General features: G+C 47.0%; 14 protein-coding genes. 6 read left to right on the top strand and 8 right to left on the bottom strand.

From position 1 onward, the window contains the following. Positions 1-302: 302 nt before the first annotated feature. Positions 303-1,610 carry a porin gene (locus tag AC4BAP_RS18750; protein ID WP_490584218.1) on the bottom strand — a complete coding sequence of 436 codons (1,308 nt, stop codon included), beginning with the start codon at positions 1,608-1,610 and terminating at the stop codon, positions 303-305. Positions 1,611-1,980: 370 nt separating this feature from the next. On the opposite strand from AC4BAP_RS18750, the gene AC4BAP_RS18745 reads away from it, so the two are divergent. Continuing rightward, entirely contained in the window at positions 1,981-4,782 is a 2,802-nt protein-coding gene (locus AC4BAP_RS18745) for a TonB-dependent receptor (protein ID WP_490584217.1), read from the top strand. A 44-nt stretch (positions 4,783-4,826) separates the two neighbouring features. Continuing rightward, positions 4,827-6,176, top strand: coding sequence for a beta-helix domain-containing protein (locus AC4BAP_RS18740; protein ID WP_490584216.1), 1,350 nt, complete (start codon positions 4,827-4,829; stop codon positions 6,174-6,176). Between the two features lie 235 nt (positions 6,177-6,411). On the opposite strand, the gene AC4BAP_RS18735 is transcribed toward AC4BAP_RS18740, so the two are convergent. The 4 genes from AC4BAP_RS18735 to AC4BAP_RS18720 form a co-directional block, all read right to left on the bottom strand. Further along, on the bottom strand, positions 6,412-7,404 hold the full coding sequence (locus tag AC4BAP_RS18735) for an AAA family ATPase (protein WP_490584215.1): 993 nt from the start codon (positions 7,402-7,404) through the stop codon (positions 6,412-6,414). 290 nt (positions 7,405-7,694) lie between these two features. Continuing rightward, complete coding sequence (locus AC4BAP_RS18730) at positions 7,695-8,180, bottom strand: hypothetical protein (protein WP_490584214.1); 486 nt, start codon at positions 8,178-8,180, stop codon at positions 7,695-7,697. Between the two features lie 227 nt (positions 8,181-8,407). Next, on the bottom strand, positions 8,408-8,794 hold the full coding sequence (locus AC4BAP_RS18725) for a hypothetical protein (RefSeq protein WP_490584213.1): 387 nt from the start codon (positions 8,792-8,794) through the stop codon (positions 8,408-8,410). A gap of 309 nt (positions 8,795-9,103) precedes the next feature. Then, entirely contained in the window at positions 9,104-10,198 is a 1,095-nt protein-coding gene (locus AC4BAP_RS18720) for a DUF8457 domain-containing protein (protein ID WP_490584212.1), read from the bottom strand. 33 nt (positions 10,199-10,231) lie between these two features. Here AC4BAP_RS18720 and AC4BAP_RS18715 point away from each other — a divergent pair, with 33 nt between their 5' ends. The 4 genes from AC4BAP_RS18715 to recO all read left to right on the top strand — a co-directional run bounded on the left by AC4BAP_RS18715 (position 10,232) and on the right by recO (position 14,348). Beyond that, positions 10,232-10,555, top strand: a complete 324-nt coding sequence (locus AC4BAP_RS18715) for a 2Fe-2S iron-sulfur cluster-binding protein (protein ID WP_490584211.1) — start codon at positions 10,232-10,234, stop codon at positions 10,553-10,555. A gap of 128 nt (positions 10,556-10,683) precedes the next feature. Next, positions 10,684-11,277 carry a thymidine kinase gene (locus AC4BAP_RS18710; protein WP_490584210.1) on the top strand — a complete coding sequence of 198 codons (594 nt, stop codon included), beginning with the start codon at positions 10,684-10,686 and terminating at the stop codon, positions 11,275-11,277. 32 nt (positions 11,278-11,309) lie between these two features. Further along, a complete protein-coding gene (porZ, locus tag AC4BAP_RS18705; RefSeq protein WP_490584209.1) occupies positions 11,310-13,637 on the top strand; it encodes a type IX secretion system anionic LPS delivery protein PorZ in 2,328 nt (775 codons plus the stop codon). After that, positions 13,638-14,348, top strand: a complete 711-nt coding sequence (gene recO, locus AC4BAP_RS18700; RefSeq protein ID WP_490584208.1) for a DNA repair protein RecO — start codon at positions 13,638-13,640, stop codon at positions 14,346-14,348. It begins immediately after the preceding gene. Between the two features lie 68 nt (positions 14,349-14,416). Here the strand turns inward: recO and AC4BAP_RS18695 are convergent, their stop codons facing one another. From AC4BAP_RS18695 to AC4BAP_RS18685, 3 genes are read right to left on the bottom strand one after another with little or no spacing between them, the layout of a single operon-like run. Then, positions 14,417-14,953: an FKBP-type peptidyl-prolyl cis-trans isomerase gene (locus tag AC4BAP_RS18695; protein ID WP_490584207.1), complete on the bottom strand. Its 537-nt coding sequence runs from the start codon at positions 14,951-14,953 to the stop codon at positions 14,417-14,419. Positions 14,954-14,973: 20 nt separating this feature from the next. After that, positions 14,974-15,933, bottom strand: coding sequence for an FKBP-type peptidyl-prolyl cis-trans isomerase (locus AC4BAP_RS18690; RefSeq protein WP_490584206.1), 960 nt, complete (start codon positions 15,931-15,933; stop codon positions 14,974-14,976). A 23-nt stretch (positions 15,934-15,956) separates the two neighbouring features. Next, positions 15,957-16,982 (bottom strand): DHH family phosphoesterase, encoded by a 1,026-nt coding sequence (locus AC4BAP_RS18685; protein ID WP_490584205.1) that lies wholly within the window; start codon positions 16,980-16,982, stop codon positions 15,957-15,959. Positions 16,983-17,192: the final 210 nt, after the last annotated feature.

Raw genomic sequence — 17,192 nt, 5'->3', positions numbered from 1 at the left:
GCGGTGCAAAGTTCTGGCTTTTAGCAGGAAAGTGTTAAGTATAATGTGTTATCAAATTGTTAAAAATGGGGCCACATGCTTAACATAAAAACAGCCAGAAATACTAAAATTCGCCATTTTGGGGGCGTTGTCTGCTGTTGTTATTATTGTTTCCGGAGAAAATGCATTATTTTGTTAACATTAAATTAACATGAAGCAGTGAAGCTAAAGGCCAATCTCGGGCAGGGATAGGACAGGTATGAATAATAATCCCCTGCGTAATCAAGCGTTACGCAGGGGATTATTATTACAAGTTGTAGGGTTTAGAAGTTGAACTGCGCCTGCAAGCGAAGTCTGTTCCCATGTTGCCTGTTAAAAGGGTTCTGTGCGTTTCGTACAGTTCGGTCTTCTATGGAGTAAAGGGCTGTCAGCTCCAGGTTGCGGATAATCTGCCACTCGGCGCCTATCTCTGTTTGGTATACCAGATGGCTTGGCGCATCACGTTCATGCTTTTTACCGCCATCATAATACTGCAACTTCACAAAAGGTATAAGTGTCTGGTTACCTATCTTTTTCATATACATTACCTGTGCGTAGCCGCCCTGCAGGTCTTTTACCTGTATCGAGTTCGTAGCTGGATCATACTCTGGCCCTTCGCCAATGTTATACTCAGCCTGTAAACCCAGAGGCTGCGGGTAAATCATAAGCGTGGCAGCAATGCGTCGGTCGTCAAAGCCGTCTTGCTGCTGCCCTTCTGTCGGTATTTTCACCCCTGAGGAAAGCTGGTCCGGGGTTACCACATACTTACCGGTGTATGCCTGCAGGCCAGGTTCGATAAACTGGCCGTTCTTTAATTTAAACGGATAAGAGACTCTGGCCACGGCATGCAGGTCGTCGTTGGCTTCGGGGCGGTTGGCTGTTTGGCCATTGTACAAGCCTATGCCAAAAACGCCATAGTCACCGCTTCCCTTTAAGCCGAGGCTCGTTAATTCCTCAAAACGCTTGCGGATTTCAGCAGGGGCAAAGTAGAAAAACACTCCCAGGTCACGCTCGTTGGCAATGGCGCTGTTAAGGGCATCGTTACGGTCAAGGGTTAAGCGATTGCTGCTCGACTGCAGGTTCTCGAAACCATATGGTATTTTGCTTTGGCCGATACGCACTCTGTATTCCTTTGCCTTATCCAGGGCCACATCAAAGTATGCATCCCGAATCTGGAAAAAGTTAAGAGAGGTAGAGCTGGAAGAGGAGGCAATGTCTGGCTGTATGTATATAAATACACGGTCATGTACGTTTCCGCTGAAGATCAAACGTGCGCGCCTGATAAAAAAGCCACCGTTGTCGCCTAACGATCTGTCGCACTGGTCGCACTTAAGTTCGGGATTTGTTTCCAGCAGGCGGTTATACCTTATCTGTGCATAGCCTCTGATAGAAATGATCTCGTACCAGGCCTTTTTCTTAGCCGTTTCTGTTGCCACAGCAGGTGCCTGGGCCTTTACCTCAGGCTCGGTTACAACCGGGGCAACAATAATGGCTTTTGTTGTATCGGTTTGTGCTTTGGCAACTGGTGCCGCAGCGATACCTAAAGCCAGGGCAAATGCCAGTGCACAGCCGCGTGATTTTTTGAATGTCATTTTGGTGAGAATAAAATAACGTTTAAAACTGTCTGCGTATGAGAGAGTTAGTCAGGCTCTTTCAATTCGATGCGCAAAGAACGCTCGCTAATATTATTAAGATATTATGCCAATGTTATTATAATGTTAAGGGCAAAAATAATAGCAAATAGCCTTAATATATTGTAATCAGCGAATTTATATAAATGGGCTCCGTTGCAAATTGAAGTATAACATAACAGATGCGGTGTGTAGTTAACATTCGCATAATTTTCGGGTAACGCTATGTTAAAACAAGTGCCTTATTCTTAACAGAAGGGTAATTTCTATGTAAAAATGGGGTAATGTAGGCATTCTACTTTTGCAGCGAGACTAAACAAGAGTAGATCCCATGAAATCATTGCTTACAATTCTCACCATTTTAGCTGCCACCATCAGTGGCTTTGCACAACAAGGCACTTTAAAAGGAAAGGTAACCGATAAAACAACCGGCGAAGAAGTAATAGGAGCTGTTGTATTTATAAAAGGTACCTCCAAAGGAACCACAACTGACTACGAAGGTAACTACACACTGCCCCTTGAGCCGGGTACTTATAATGTGTCGGTTACCTTTTTGGCTTATAAGCCCTTCGAAAGTGCTGGTGTAAGTATAAAGTCCGGGCAGCCAACTACACTTAATATACAACTGGAGGAAAATGCCACACAGCTACAGGCAGTTGAAATTGTGGGAACGCGCCAGACGAACACAGAAATGGCCGTTCTGGAATCGATTCGCCAGAGTGAGGTGGTGGTAAGCGGTGTGGCTGGTGAGCAAATTGCCAAGTCAATGGACCGCGACGCGGCTGAGACAGTTAAGCGTATACCTGGTGTAACCATACTTAACGACCGCTATGTGGTGATAAGAGGTATGAACCAGCGCTACAACACAGTAATGCTGAACGATGCCCTTACCCCAAGTACAGAACCCGACCAAAAAGCCTTTTCTTTCGATGTGCTTCCTACAAGCGTTATCGACAGGATCATGATCTACAAGAACGGCTCTCCGGAGTTGCCAGGTGAGTTTGCCGGCGGTGTTATTAAGATCTATACTAAGAATGTGGTTGATGAGAATAAGACAAGTATAGGCGTTTCAGGTTCTTACCGTGTAGGTACTACCTTTAACAACTTCCTGACGGACAGCAAAAGCAGCACGGACATCTTTGGATTTGATAATGGCAAACGTGCTATACCTGCAGGTGTGCCGGCAAACATAAACACGGTGGGCAACCAGGATGAACTGGCGAAAGTCGGAAGACTTTTTCCGAATAACTGGGCGGCTCAATCTTCAACGGCTATGCCCGATCTGCGCTTTTCATTAGGCCTTAACCGTCGGTTTGATCTTGGTAACATCAGGGTAAGCACAGTGTCTGCGGCATCTTATAGCAACACGAACTCGCTTACCGAAGGAACACGCGATACCTACGGCGCATTTAGCGAAACAGAAGGCAGAAGTCAGCGTCAGATGAGCTATAATGATAAAGTATATACTAGCAATGCACGTGTTGGTATTATCAGCAACTGGATGGCCCGCCTGAACAACAATAATAAGATAGAGTTCAGAAACTTATTTAACCAACTGGGAAGCAATGAGGTGCTGGAGCGTGAAGGTATAGACTTTACAAACGATGACCAGCGCCAACGCAATTACTCGCTTCGTTACGAAAGCCGCACGATCTACACTGGCCAGTTACAGGGAACCCACGACTTCAACGATAACAGAAGCTCAGTAACCTGGACGGGCGGATATAACTACACAAACCGTAATGAGCCGGATTACCGCCGCCTGCGCACAGCCGATGACGATAATGACGGAGTTTACCGCCTGCTTTATCAGCCTATCCCAACACTGAGAGACGCTGGCCGCTTCTATTCAGATCTGAATGAGCAGGGTGTTATGGCCAACGGGCAGTTTGAGCACAGATTCGCAACAGCAGACTCTACAGCAGAGAATGCACCTAAAATCAGAGTTGGTTTCTATGCAGAGCACAAAAGCCGCGATTATACTTCACGCTTCTTCTCATTTGCCCCATTAAACACCAGCACCTTCGACGAGAATATTCCATACCTGCCAATAAGCCAGATCTTTGAGCCAGGCAATATCGGTACCTCTATTGGATGGAAATTGCTGGAGGATTCTAACCCGCAGAACAACTACGAAGCACAGAATATGTACCTGGCAGGTTTTGTTGGTGGTGCCACACCTCTTAACGAAAAGCTTTCAGTGTCCGGCGGTGTGCGTGTAGAGCATAACAACCAGAAAATGCAATCGCTTGGTTTCGACGGCAGACCGATCAACAAAGAGAATCCGGTGCTAAGCATACTTCCATCAGCCAACTTTACTTATGCCTTTAACCAGCGCGCTATGCTGCGTGCCGGTGCAAGTATAAGTGTAAATAGACCAGAGTTCCGTGAGATTGCCCCTGCACCATACTTTGACTTCGTGAACCTGCTGGAAGTGATTGGTAATCCAGACCTGGATATTGCCACGATCTACAACGGTGATGTACGTTACGAATTCTACCCTAACCCTACGGAGCTCATCTCAATCGGCGGTTTCTACAAATACTTTAATAAACCAATCGAGTCGGTTTTTGAGAATACCAGTGGCGCCAACACCATAACGTTCGAGAATGCGAAGAATGCCTACAGCTATGGCCTGGAGGCGGAGGTAAGGAAGTCATTACTAGACCTGTCTGAGAACAAATTTGTACAGAACCTAAGCCTGGTGCTGAATGCAGCCCTGGTAAAAAGCGAGGTGCAGTTAACTGATGACAGAGCGGCTTACCAGCCAGGCAAGCGCGCCATGGTGGGCCAGTCGCCATACGTGCTGAACACGGGAGTGTATTACCAGGATGATGACCGCCAGTTACAGTTTAACGTGCTGTACAACGTAATCGGTCCTAGAATTTTTGCAGCAGGAAGCAACCAGCGCCAGGCAGTTTACGAGATGCCGCGCCACCAGATAGACCTGTCGCTTACAAAAGGTATAGGCGAGCATTTTGAGATCAAAGCTGGTATCCAGGACCTGCTTAACCAGAAAACCCGCCTGATACAGGACTCCAACGACGACCAGAAGATCACGGATATAGACGAATCATTCAGAGCTTTCCGCAAGGGCCAGTACTCAACCCTGGGAATTACATACAAATTTTAACTAAGAACCAAACCCTAAACCTTTTAACACTTTTAACAACGATTATGAAAAAGTTATTTAATCTGATGTTGGTGGCATTGTTTTCTGTAGTGCTTTTTGCCTGCGACGATGAGAGCACTACTCCAACGCCTACAGGTCTTGCTTTTACAACTTCTCAGGAAAACGGCATGACTGTAATTTCTGGATCAACGGAGCAGAATTATACTTTTAAAGCCGACACAAAATACCTGCTAAAGGGCTTTGTATATGTGAAAGACGGTGCTATGCTTACTATTGAGCCAGGCACTATCATTAAAGGGGATAAAGCCACAAAAGGAACACTTATTATTGAGCGTGGTGGTAAGATCATGGCTAACGGTACAGCTGCCAAGCCAATCGTGTTTACATCTGCTCAGCCGGCTGGCCAGCGTGCTGCCGGCGACTGGGGTGGCATCATTATACTTGGTAAGGCCCCAGTAAACTTAGGTGCTTCCGCTAAAATTGAAGGCGGCGTAGACAGAGAGTTCGGCGGTACTGACGTTGCTGACAACTCTGGTGTACTAAAGTATGTTCGTATCGAATATCCTGGTATCGCTTTCCAGCCAGACAACGAGATAAACGGCCTTACAATGGGTGGTGTAGGCTCCGGTACTACCATTGAGTATGTGCAGGTGTCTTACAGCGGCGACGATTCTTTTGAGTGGTTTGGCGGTACAGTAAACGCAAAATACCTTATCGCTTACAAAACTGTGGATGATATGTTTGACACAGACAATGGTTACTCTGGAAAGCTTCAGTTCCTGGTAGGTATCTCTGACCCTAACGTAGCAGACGCTTCCGGCTCTAACGGATTTGAGTCTGACAACGACTCTCAGGGTTCTACTGCTACGCCAATCACATCCCCAACTTACTCAAACGTAACGCTTTTCGGTCCGCTTGGCACAAACCCTTCTGCACAGGTTAATGCAAACTTTAAGCGTGGCCTGCACCTGCGCCGCAACAATAAAACAAAGCTACATAACTCCGTTATACTTGGCTGGCCTGTTGGGTTGCTTTTAGATGGTGGCACTACGGAAGCAAACGCAACTGCAAACGAATTCAGAATTCAGAACACGGTTATTGCAGGTGTACCTTCAGGCAAAGCTTTGACACTTGCTACTGGCAGCACTTTTGATATTGCAGCCTGGTACAATGCCACGGCTAAAGGAAACGCTGTTGTAAACGACGGTGCCTCACTGAACATCGGAAACGCTTACAATGCTACTCCTGGCTTTACGCAGGCAAACACTTCAGTGGCTGCCAACTTCACAGGGTTAGATAGCTTCTTTACGCCAACTACATACGTAGGTGCGTTTGGCAGCACAGACTGGACTGCAGGCTGGGCTAACTTTAACCCGCAGAACGTAGCTTACTAATAATCTTTAAAACACTGATTGCGCATGTATGGGTGAGAAACATCGTGTCAATCACTAGCAAAGCGGATTAGTCTCCCGCTTTGCGCAGAACCCGCCTTACCGGCGGGTTTCTTTTTTATCAGGCAAAGTAATAACGTATACTTTCAGTGACGAGAAGTATAGCTGTCGCAAGCAAAAAGTGCCCACCTTGCATAGAGATGGGCACTTTTAGTATGGGGTAATGTATAGAAGAAACTTAACTGATCGGTACCTTGCGAAGTATGGCCTCGATAAAATCCTTGGAGGTGATGCCATCGGCTTCTGCCTCATAGTTGAGTATAATACGATGGTTCATAACATCGTGGGCCACTTCTTTAATATCCTCTGGCAACACATAGTCACGCTCGTCGAAATATGCTACGGCCTTGGCTGCACGGTTTAAAGCTATACTTGCCCTCGGCGACACACCAAACTGAATGTATGGCGCAAACTCGTTCAGGTCGTACTCTGCAGGGCGGCGGGTGGCAAAAACCAGTTCTATGATATACTTCTCCAGCGTTTCCGATATCTGCACCTGGTTAATGTCGTTTCGGATGTCAAAAATGTCTTCTTTGGAGAGTACCTTGGCCACCGAGTCCTGGAAAGACATGTTGGCCATGCGGCGCATGATCTCCAGTTCGTCCGCCTTTTTAGGGTAGTCGATATATACTTTCATCATAAAGCGGTCTACCTGCGCCTCTGGCAGCGGGTAAGTACCTTCGTGCTCCACAGGGTTTTGCGTGGCCAGTACCAGAAACGGAAGATCAAGCTGGTAGGTCGTTTCGCCAATGGTTACCTGCTTTTCCTGCATCGCCTCCAGCAACGCTGACTGCACCTTGGCCGGAGAGCGGTTAACTTCGTCGGCAAGTATAAGGTTGGCAAAGATTGGCCCCTTCTTCACTTCAAACGCAGAGGCATTCTGGTTATAGATCATCGTGCCGATCAGGTCAGAGGGTAGCAGGTCCGGGGTGAACTGGATACGCTGAAAGTCGAGCCGCAGGGCTTTAGACAGGGAGTTAATAGTTAAGGTTTTGGCAAGGCCGGGCACGCCTTCCAACAAAATATGGCCGCCAGTAAAAAGGCCTATCAGCAAGCGGTTAACCATATACTGCTGGCCTACCACTGCTTTGCCCACCTCGTTAAAAACCTGTTTTATTTTTCGCTGGTGCTCTTTCACCTTGTCTTCGTAAATCAAATCGTCTGTTGCCATACTGCTTCAGAAACTTTAAACCCTTAAATATAGCAATTATTGTGTATCGGTGGGTAAGGTAGGGTGCGCTAAGTACAATTAATAAAAAAAGCACCTTGTCAGGTGCTTTTCAAAATCTATACTATATAAGCCTGTGCAGATTTCTCTAATATTCATACTGCCTGCCCTTGCTGCGTTTTTTCACCGGCAAGTATACTTGAATCTGCCTTTTGATCGTTGGTGAAAAACACCAACAATGGCGGGATTATACCTTTTATCCCAAACTTTAGGCACCTTCTGTATAAGCCGATTTAGGCCACTGCAGTCTGGTGCTTTAACTGCTCAACTCTGTTGTGTTTTGCTTTCCGAACCATCTCTATCAGATTGCTGATACGTGACTCCTCAACCTCGAGGGGAAGTACCGTTACACCGTTGCGTGTATTAATGTGGATGCGGTTTTGCCTAGTCATAAAATACAACATCAGGAAAAAACCGCTGAGCAAAGCAAAAGAATCGTTGAAGTAGATCAACAAAGCCATGCCTATGCTTAAGCCAAAGTAAAGGCTGTTTGTTGTCTTTTTTACTTCCCAGTTTACAATATCCTCTAACTGAATGGAAGATAAACCAATGTTTGTCCAGGGCAAACGTCTGAAAATGAGCCTTTGGTTTGTAAGCGCCAGTTTTTTGTCAACGGTCTGCACAAGGTATTGTTCACCGGTAGCCAGTTTAGTTTGTGCCTGGTAGAGAGGGGAATTAAGTTTGTTTAATTTCGGATAGCGAAGTAATGTTAATATCACGGTGTTTTCGATAGATGTTCAAATAGGTAGATCACATTTATAGCAAAATGGTTGCATGCTATATGGCGCAAAGATAGAATTTTATTAGCGATTTTCTAATATTATGTTGCATGTAAAAATGTCTAAATCCTTGAATATAACGATTTGTTAATTTATACTTCTCTGCCTGCAAATAAAAAAGGCCCTCCCTTGTTCAGGGAAGGCCTTTCTTATATAATTTTCAAGGGCTAGTCGTTCAGGTAATAATCACCCTCATGGCCATGTGCCCTTTGGTTTTTAAAACGTGCAATATCAGACTGCATGTTGTCGTATATTTCCTGTATCTCCTCTGAGTCGGCGGTAAGTGGCTTAATGTGCTCACTCAGAAGCTTGGCCGCAAGCGGGTAAAACTTAGAGTCGTCAGTATTCTTAGCGTTTACTTTAAACGAGCTAACAGCACTTTCCAGTTTTTTAAGGGAAGGATACTTTGTCTTGTATTCCTGAATGGTGTCGCGAAGCTTTTCGCGTATCATCAGGTACACGTCCTCTTCGAACGTCATGCCGAAATCGTCATCATCCTCTTCGTCGTCGAAATTGTGTGAATAATCGTCGTCGTAGTCAAAATCGTCTCTCATGGCTGTTAGTTTCTATTATTTATTATTTGGTAGTACGGGTTAAGTTCCGGTTTGTGTCGGTGCTTTTTGCTTTTCCTCTGAAAATACAAGCCCCTGTGTTATCCGGGTAAAGTGCCTCTGCGCTTTATAAATGCATAATTAGCATTTCGCACCATTATTTGCAACAGGTTACGTGCACACCGCAATAACTGTTTTTCTGAATTAAATACAGAAGAAAACACACAACTGTAGTTTAGGCCTGAGTATGAGCCTGAAACAAAAAGCCCCGCTTGGAAAACAAGCGGGGCTTAATTTGCTGTAAAATGTTGTTTAAGCGAATTTTCTGTCGATGAGGCGGAGCATCTTGCCTACGTGCTCCTGCTTTTTCTGCCAGTCATACTTTGGGGCTACTTCCTTCATAAAGTACTGTTTGGCAGCTTCAGGGTCGTTATACTCGTCGAGTTGTTTTATGGTGTTATAGTATGTCATGTTATCACCATCAAAAAGCTCGTTAATAAAGCTGAAACGCTGGTTTATGGAAATGGAGTTCTTCAGCGAGTCAATTTTACGGTTGCTGTGTACATCGGCAAGTGAGGCTGGCGCTGCCTTCCGGAAGTTATCGTTGAGTGTAGGGCGATGGCCAGCTGCAATTTCTTCTTCCGCTTCCTCATCTTCCCGGTAAACAGGTTTTGCCACTGGCGCTGATGCTTCGCGCTGGGTAGTATGGATTGGGGCAACCACTTCCTTCTCGGCCACAGGTGCAGCCGGTGTCGCTACAGGCGTTGGGGTAGCCACCGGAGTCGGTTTGCCAAGTATCTCTTCCTCGGTAATGGCAAGCAAGTAATTAAACTGGCCTAGTAAATCTGAAAGAGGCGTAAGGCTGCTCTGGTGCGCATTCACATACAGCCTGAAGCGGCTCAGGATATACTCCCTGTCGCGGTTGCCCGGCGACAGCGTTTCTATGAATCCGGCAAACAGCTGCTTGTCAATGTCGATATACTTCAGGTTCTCCTGCAGCTTTGGCAGCGTGATCTCTTCCTGTATGCGTAAGAACTTCTCCTCAAAGGTGGCAACAGGGGCCAGTATAACCTTAAACGTGTCAAGTATGGCTTTCTGCAGCAGTGGCTCAAAGGCATCGCGCTTCATGAGTATTTTGCGCGAAAGCACATTCATGAAATTCAGCAGCGCTTCCTTTACCTCCTCATGCTCATAGTCAAAGTATGGGCTGCGCAGGTTTGCCATTTCCTGATGCCATTTCAGTAAAAGCTCTTTGATCACGAAAAGGTTTACCTGCTTAATTGGCGTAAATCCAATAAGCTGAGGGCCGTTCAGGGAGTCGTGGGTGGCAAAATGTCTGTCGCATAGCAGATTTGCCAGTTGTTTACTGTACTGCTCTAGGCGTAATTGATTATATTTGTCTTCCATAGGAATCTCTTTCTTCTGTAAAGTTATAAAATTATGCCAATCTTGACGGTGCAAAACCTTTCCGAACTTAAAGTAAAAGTAACGGAGGGGCAAACGCTGCTCAAAGCCTTGCAAGCCGAAGGCGTGGATTGGATGCATGCCTGCGGAGGAAAGGGCCGCTGCACCACCTGCCGCATTATTGTAGCGCAAGGTATGGAGCACCTGGGGCCCCTGACGGACAGTGAGCTGCGCTACCGAAACAACAACCGCCTGAAAGATAACGAAAGACTGACCTGCCAATGTACACTATCAGGCGGAGATATTACAGGCAGCGTGCCGGAGCAGACAAAACTGCCGCATATGAGTTATAGCAGTTAAAGAGGTTTCAATTTTGAATGAGTGATTGAGCGAATGTGTGAATGTAATAACAGTTTACAAATCAGCCATCCAATAATTAACAAACAGCAACCAACAATCAGCAATTTAAATTACCACATCACAAACCCATGTTTATTGAACCACGTGTAGGCAACGGAAAAAATACTGCCAGAAGAGGATGGATAGAGGTGATCTGCGGGTCCATGTTTTCGGGAAAGACGGAAGAACTGATCAGAAGACTGAACAGGGCCAAGATAGCCAAGCAAAAGGTGGAGATCTTTAAGCCTGCCCTGGACAAACGCTACCACGACGAGGACGTAGTATCGCATAATGCCAACTCCATCCGGTCCACACCCATCGATTTTGCCCAGGACATGCTGCTTTTGGGAGGCAGCTGCGATGTTGTGGGCATTGATGAGGCGCAGTTTTTTGACGAGGGCCTGGCGGATGTTTGTGCCAAGCTGGCCAACAGTGGCGTTCGTGTGATCGCTGCCGGCCTGGACATGGATTACCTTGGTAACCCCTTTGGGCCTATGCCGGCGCTTATGTCGGTGGCAGAGTATGTAACTAAAGTGCATGCGGTTTGTGTACAGTGCGGCGATATAGCACATTACTCTTTCCGGAATGCCGCCTCCGAGCAGCAGGTGCTGTTAGGAGAAACAGATTCGTACGAGGCACGCTGCCGCCACTGCTTTGTAGACGGAATGAAAGCAAAGAAATAGCTGTTCTCTAAATCCCGGACTTAAGTTAAAGTATGAACCACAGCAAGCCATTCGCTTTTTCCCTTCGCTTTTTGCTTTGCCTGTTTTTACTGGGCGGCGCTTTAAACAGCTATGGACAAAGCAGCCTGCCATTGGGTGGCTGGCGCTTGCATGTGCCTTACCAGCAGGGCAAAGCTGTAGCCCTAGCTGGCGACAAAGTATACGTGGCGGCAGAAAAAGGGCTTTTCTACTTTGATAAGGAGTTCAATACCACGCAGCCCATCTCTAAAGTGGATGGACTGAATGAGCAGCAAATAAGCACCATTGCTTACGATGAGGCAACAAAAACGCTGGTAATAGCCTACCAGAACACTAACCTGGACCTTATCCAGAACAGCCGCATTATAAATGTAAATGATATCCTGCGCAAGGCGGTTTCAGGCGATAAGGCCATCAGCGACGTTAGCATCCATAACAAACTGGCTTATATCTCCAGCACCTTCGGGGTAGTGGTACTGGACCTGGTTAAGCACGAGGTGCGCGATAGTTACCGTAACCTAGGGCCAAACGGCGAGGCTGTGAATGTGAAAGCCGCAGCTATCTTACGCGACAGCATTTACCTTACTACCGACGTAGGAGTGCTGGCCGCAAAAAACTCAGGCACAAACCTGCAGGACTACAGAAACTGGGGGCGGTTAAACAGCGGATTGCCTTTAAACGGCAGCGCCGCCGAAAAGCTGGCAGTATTCAATAACAAACTTTACGTTAGCAGCAGTGGAGGCGGGATTTATACGTTGCACCAGGGTGTGTGGGTAGCCGAAGCCTTGCCTGTAACAGGTACCGTAGTCTCTTTTAATGCAACGGCCACGCATTTAAGTATAACCAGTGCCACAAGTATAACCATAGTAGCCCGGGATGGATCTGCAAAAAACTACACACACCAACGCCTGATAGCGCCACGTGAGGCTGAAGTTGATAAGGATGGAGCCATTTGGGTGGCCGACAGCCAGGCAGGGCTGGTAAAACTTAACCAAAACGGCACCGAGGCAACTGCATATACCCCGAATGGGCCCTACAGCGCAAGCAGCTTTAAAATTTATACTTATGGCGGCAAAGTGTATGTGCTGAGTGGCGGCTATAGCTCTGCTTACCTGCACAACGGCACCTGGAACGGCTTTTATGTCTATGATCAGGGCAGGTGGGAGAGTTATAACCGATATCTGTATACAGATCAGTCTTTTGTGAAAGGCTACGATATGGTAGACGCCGTTTACAACCCAACTACAAAAAAGCTATACCTGGCCAGCTACGGAAATGGTGTAATTGAATGGGAAAGCCCGGACAAGGCCCTGCTATACAACGGGCATAACAGCACTCTTTTAAGTGCTTTGTCTTTTTCAGATAAAACTGACTACGTGCGGGTAACGAGCCTGGCAGTTGACGCTGACGGAAACGTATGGGCCGTAAACAGAAACCAGGCCACTGGTGCGCCAGGGCTGCACATGCTTAAACCCGACGGTACCTGGAAATCCTTTGTAGTACCCAATGTACCCGATGCCAGTAACCTCGACCAGATCTTGATCGATGATTACGGCCAGAAGTGGCTGTCTGTGGCACGGAGGGCAAACCGCCGTAACGGACTGGTGGTTTTTGATGAAACGAAGAACCGCGTTAAAGAACTGTCTGTAGGCAATGGAAGCGGAGGATTACCCAATGGTGATGTTTACACACTTGCCAAGGACCTGAACGGAGATATCTGGGTGGGCACAGCAAACGGTGTAGCTGTATACTATAACCCGGGAAGTGTTTTTACAGAACAAAGCTATGATGCCCGGATACCAATCGTAGACAGAAGGCCTTTACTGGACGGGCAAACAGTGCGTGCCATTGCCGTGGACGGTGCTAACCGCAAATGGATGGGCACGGACAATGGCCTTTGGCTTTTTAACCCGGAAGGGGATAAGCTGATCCGACATTTTAATACATCCAACAGTCCTATGCCGTCTAATAAGGTGCTGTCGGTGGCAGTGGAGCATACTTCCGGAGAAGTGTTTGTGGCCACGGATGCCGGCGTTGCCTCTTACAGGGCAGAGGCTACCGTTACAGAGGGCAAAGCAGAATGCGCCACTGTGTTCCCGAACCCGGTGCGCAAAAATTACACAGGCTTGATAAGTGTTTCCGGGTTGCCTAACAATGCCAATGTACGCATTACAGATGTGGCCGGCATGCTGGTTTACAAGACAAAAGCCACTGGCGGCACCTTAGCCTGGGATGCCCGCGATTATAACGGAAAACGTGTGAAAGCCGGAGTATACCTGGTTATGAGTGCCTCCGACGACGGAACCCAAACCTGTATCAGTAAAATAGCCGTACTGGATTAAATGCTAGTCAAAACAAGGGGCATCGTACTTAACCACATCAAGTACCGCGAATCATCCATCATAGCCAGGGTGTACACCGAGCAACTGGGGGTGCAATCGTATATCGTGAACGGAGTGCGCAAAAAAGGCAGCGGCTCCCGCATCGCCTTGTTCCAGCCTTTCACGCTGCTCGATATGGTGGTGTATACTTCGCAGAAGGGTGGACTTACCCGTATATCAGAGTATAAAAGCGCTTATCCTTTCGGCAGTATTCCATTCGATATCCGGAAGAGCAGCATCTTGTTGTTTCTGGCCGAAATCGTTTCCAAGACAATAAAAGAGGAGGAGGAGAACCCGCAGCTCTTCAATTTCCTGTACCAGGCCATCATATTTTTCGATGAGCAGCAGGAGCATTTTGAGAATTTCCACCTGGTGTTCTTGCTGCAACTCAGCCACCATTTAGGTTTCGGGCCTAGCTCAGGTGCCGAGATTGTAGAACAGGTGGCTTTTTCGGCCAACGCACAAACGGCCACAGCCGCACCAACTGTGCTGGCGATACAGGCCCACGAAGAACTCTTTACCCAACTTTTGCACCACCCTGAGCAGGCGCACATTCCCAATGGCAGGGTGCGCCGGGAGTTGCTGTCCATACTTATCCGGTATTACCAACTACACGTGGACAAACTCGGAGAGATAAAATCGCTGACTATACTTTCAGAAGTGCTTTCATGAGGAGTTAAAACAGAAGAGGCGCCATACTTTGGCGCCTCTTCTGTTTATACGCTTATACTTTATACTTCTTACTTTATTCTCAGTACTTCTATGTCAAAGATAAGCACTGCGCTTGGCGGGATACTGCCCTGGCCATAGGGACCGTAAGCAAGATGAGAAGGAATGAACAACCTCGCTTCTTCACCAGCTTTCATAAGCTGTAAACCCTCATCCCAGCCGGCAATAACTTGTCTAGCCCCTACTGTAAATGTAAAAGGCTGGCCTCTGTCGTATGAAGAGTCAAATTTGGCACCGTTGATCAGTTTGCCTATATAATGTACCTCCGCCAGGTTACCGGCTTTGATTTCAGCGCCGCTGCTTGGTTTCAGGTTAAGATAATACAGGCCAGAATCAGTCTTCACTACTTTTGTAGTATCCACGTTATTGTCGCGGAAGTACTTACGAATTACCTGCTCATCAATCTTCTTCTGTCCCTCTACATCAAAAGTATAAGGGTCTACATCGTCGCCGCAAGCAGAGAAAGATGCAGCCACTAGCACAAAGAGGAAAACCTTAAGCAAATTACGGCTGTTGGTTGCCCATTGGGTAAGGGTTTGCATTTTCATAAAATAAAGTATTTAAAAGATTACTGTTTGCTAACTTTTACCAGTTCTATGTCGAAACGAAGTATAGAGTTGGCTGGCATTTCCGGGCCACGCTCCTGCTCGCCGTAAGCCAGCGGAGAAGGAACAATAAGAGTGGCTTTGCTGCCTTCCTTCAGTTTCTGGATAGCCTCATCCCAGCCACGGATTACCTGGCCCTGGCCAAGCGTGAACGTGAATGGCTCGCCGCCAGTCATCGGGTTGTTGTAAGAAGACTCCAGTTCTTTGCCTTCCAGGTTGGTAAGCTTGTAGTGTACAGTTACCTGATCGCCGGCAGCTGCCTGCGGGCCTTTGCCCGGAGAGGTTACGTTATAGTATACCCCAGACTCTGTTTTCTGTACATTGCTAATGTTTTGCTTTTTAATGTACTCCTGTATCTTCTGGTCGTCTACTTTGATCTGCTTTTCAGCACGTACCTGCGCCTCTTTCATCTGTTCCTCAAACATCTTCTGCTGGTCGGCTATAGCGGCTTCTCTCGACTGTATTTTCTCAGCTTTGATGAAGAACGTAAGGTGCGAGCCAGGCTTAATGAAGGGAGGAAGCGGCTGGTTAAATGTTTTAGCGAAAAGCGAATCGGCGTTTACTTTAAATACACCACTGTCACCCGCAGACATCATCATCAGGGCATGCTCCAGGCTGCCTTTAAAAGTTGGCTCCATTACCGGGATCATGATCGGCTGGTTTTGTGTGCGTGAGTCAAAAAGCACAGAGTCTGCTGCGTTTTTGTACATCATGTGCATGGTTACTACCTCGCCAACTTTAGCGCCAGTCGTGTCATCAGCGGATACTTCGCCTTTGTTCTCGTACTCGCCCTTGTCGTTTTTCTCATAGATTTTATAGGTCAGGCCATCAGCCGTAGTATAAAACTCATCTTTTTTGTTGCAAGACTGCAACATGATCGCGCCAGCTAGTACCGGCAGCAAAAATTTAGTTTTAAATAGCATTGGTTTTAAGTTGAGATAAATTTCTAGTTATTGTCTGTAGCATGCAGCAGTTGCTCTTTGTATTGCGGCAGCAAGCTTTCAAATTTGGCAACGGTGGCCTCCAGCGTATCCATAGACATACCGCCTGCCGCGTTTTTATGGCCGCCTCCGTTAAAGTGGGCGCGGGCAAACTCGTTTGCCGAGAAATTGCCCACCGAGCGGAACGACATCTTAACTGCCTGCGTGCGGTCTATGATCAGGGCTGCAAATACGATGCCCTCAATAGAAAGCGCGTAGTTTACCAAACCCTCCGTATCGCCGGTCTTTGAGTCGTAAGCCTTTAACTCATCTGCTGTTATAGAGATGTAAGCTGTTTTATACTCATGCAGCACTACTAACTTATCTTTCAGGGCATAACCCAGAAAGCGCAAACGTAGTTCCGATGAGCTGTCGTAGATAAGGCGGTGAATATCCGAGGTACGCACCCCGATCTGCAGCAGGTCTGCGATGATCAGGTGCACGTTCTGCGAAGTGCTTGGGTGCCTGAAAGAGCCTGTGTCGGTCATGATGCCGGCATAAAGTGCCTCGCCAATGCCCGCGTCGATCAGGTCTCTGTCGCCCATTGCCTTAATCAGTTCATACACGATCTCGGCAGTTGCAGCGGCGGATGTGTTTGAGAACTCAAGGTCTGCAAAGTCTTCGGGTTGCAGGTGGTGGTCTACAAGTACTTTCGTGCCGTTGGCGTTTCCAATGTACTCACCCATCTCGTTAATGCGCGACAGGTTGTTAAAGTCGAGGCAAAAAATTACCTGCGACTCGTTAATGATGCGCTGCACGAGGGCATCATTTTTATCAGAGTATACGATCACGTCGTCGTTGCCCTCCATCCAGTTCAGGAACGAAGGGTAGTCCGATGGTGTGATAACTGTTACACGGTGTCCCTTTTTCTTAAGGTAGCCTGCCAGTCCAAGCGAAGAGCCCAGCGCATCAGCGTCCGGTTTGTGATGTGTGGTGATCATCACTTCTTTAGGCTCTTGCAGCAGCTCTTTCAGAGCGTTGATATTGTGCATACTATAGTTTTAAATCCTCTGATTAGTAAGGATATAAGGCGCGAATTTCTAAATAAAATAGTTCTAAAGCAATTATATGGGCTTTGAAGGCATACTTTAACAAATTTTAAAACCGTGTGGCCCGGAAAAGAGTTAGCAAGTATATCTGAAAAGTATGCCAAATATTGCCCGAAATCCCCTACTTTTGCAAACCAAAATCGAAAAATATAA

Source organism: Pontibacter sp. GD7 (assembly GCF_058216375.1).
The sequence above is the reverse complement of the archived record's forward strand: the minus strand, read 5'-3'. Positions and strand labels throughout refer to the sequence as shown.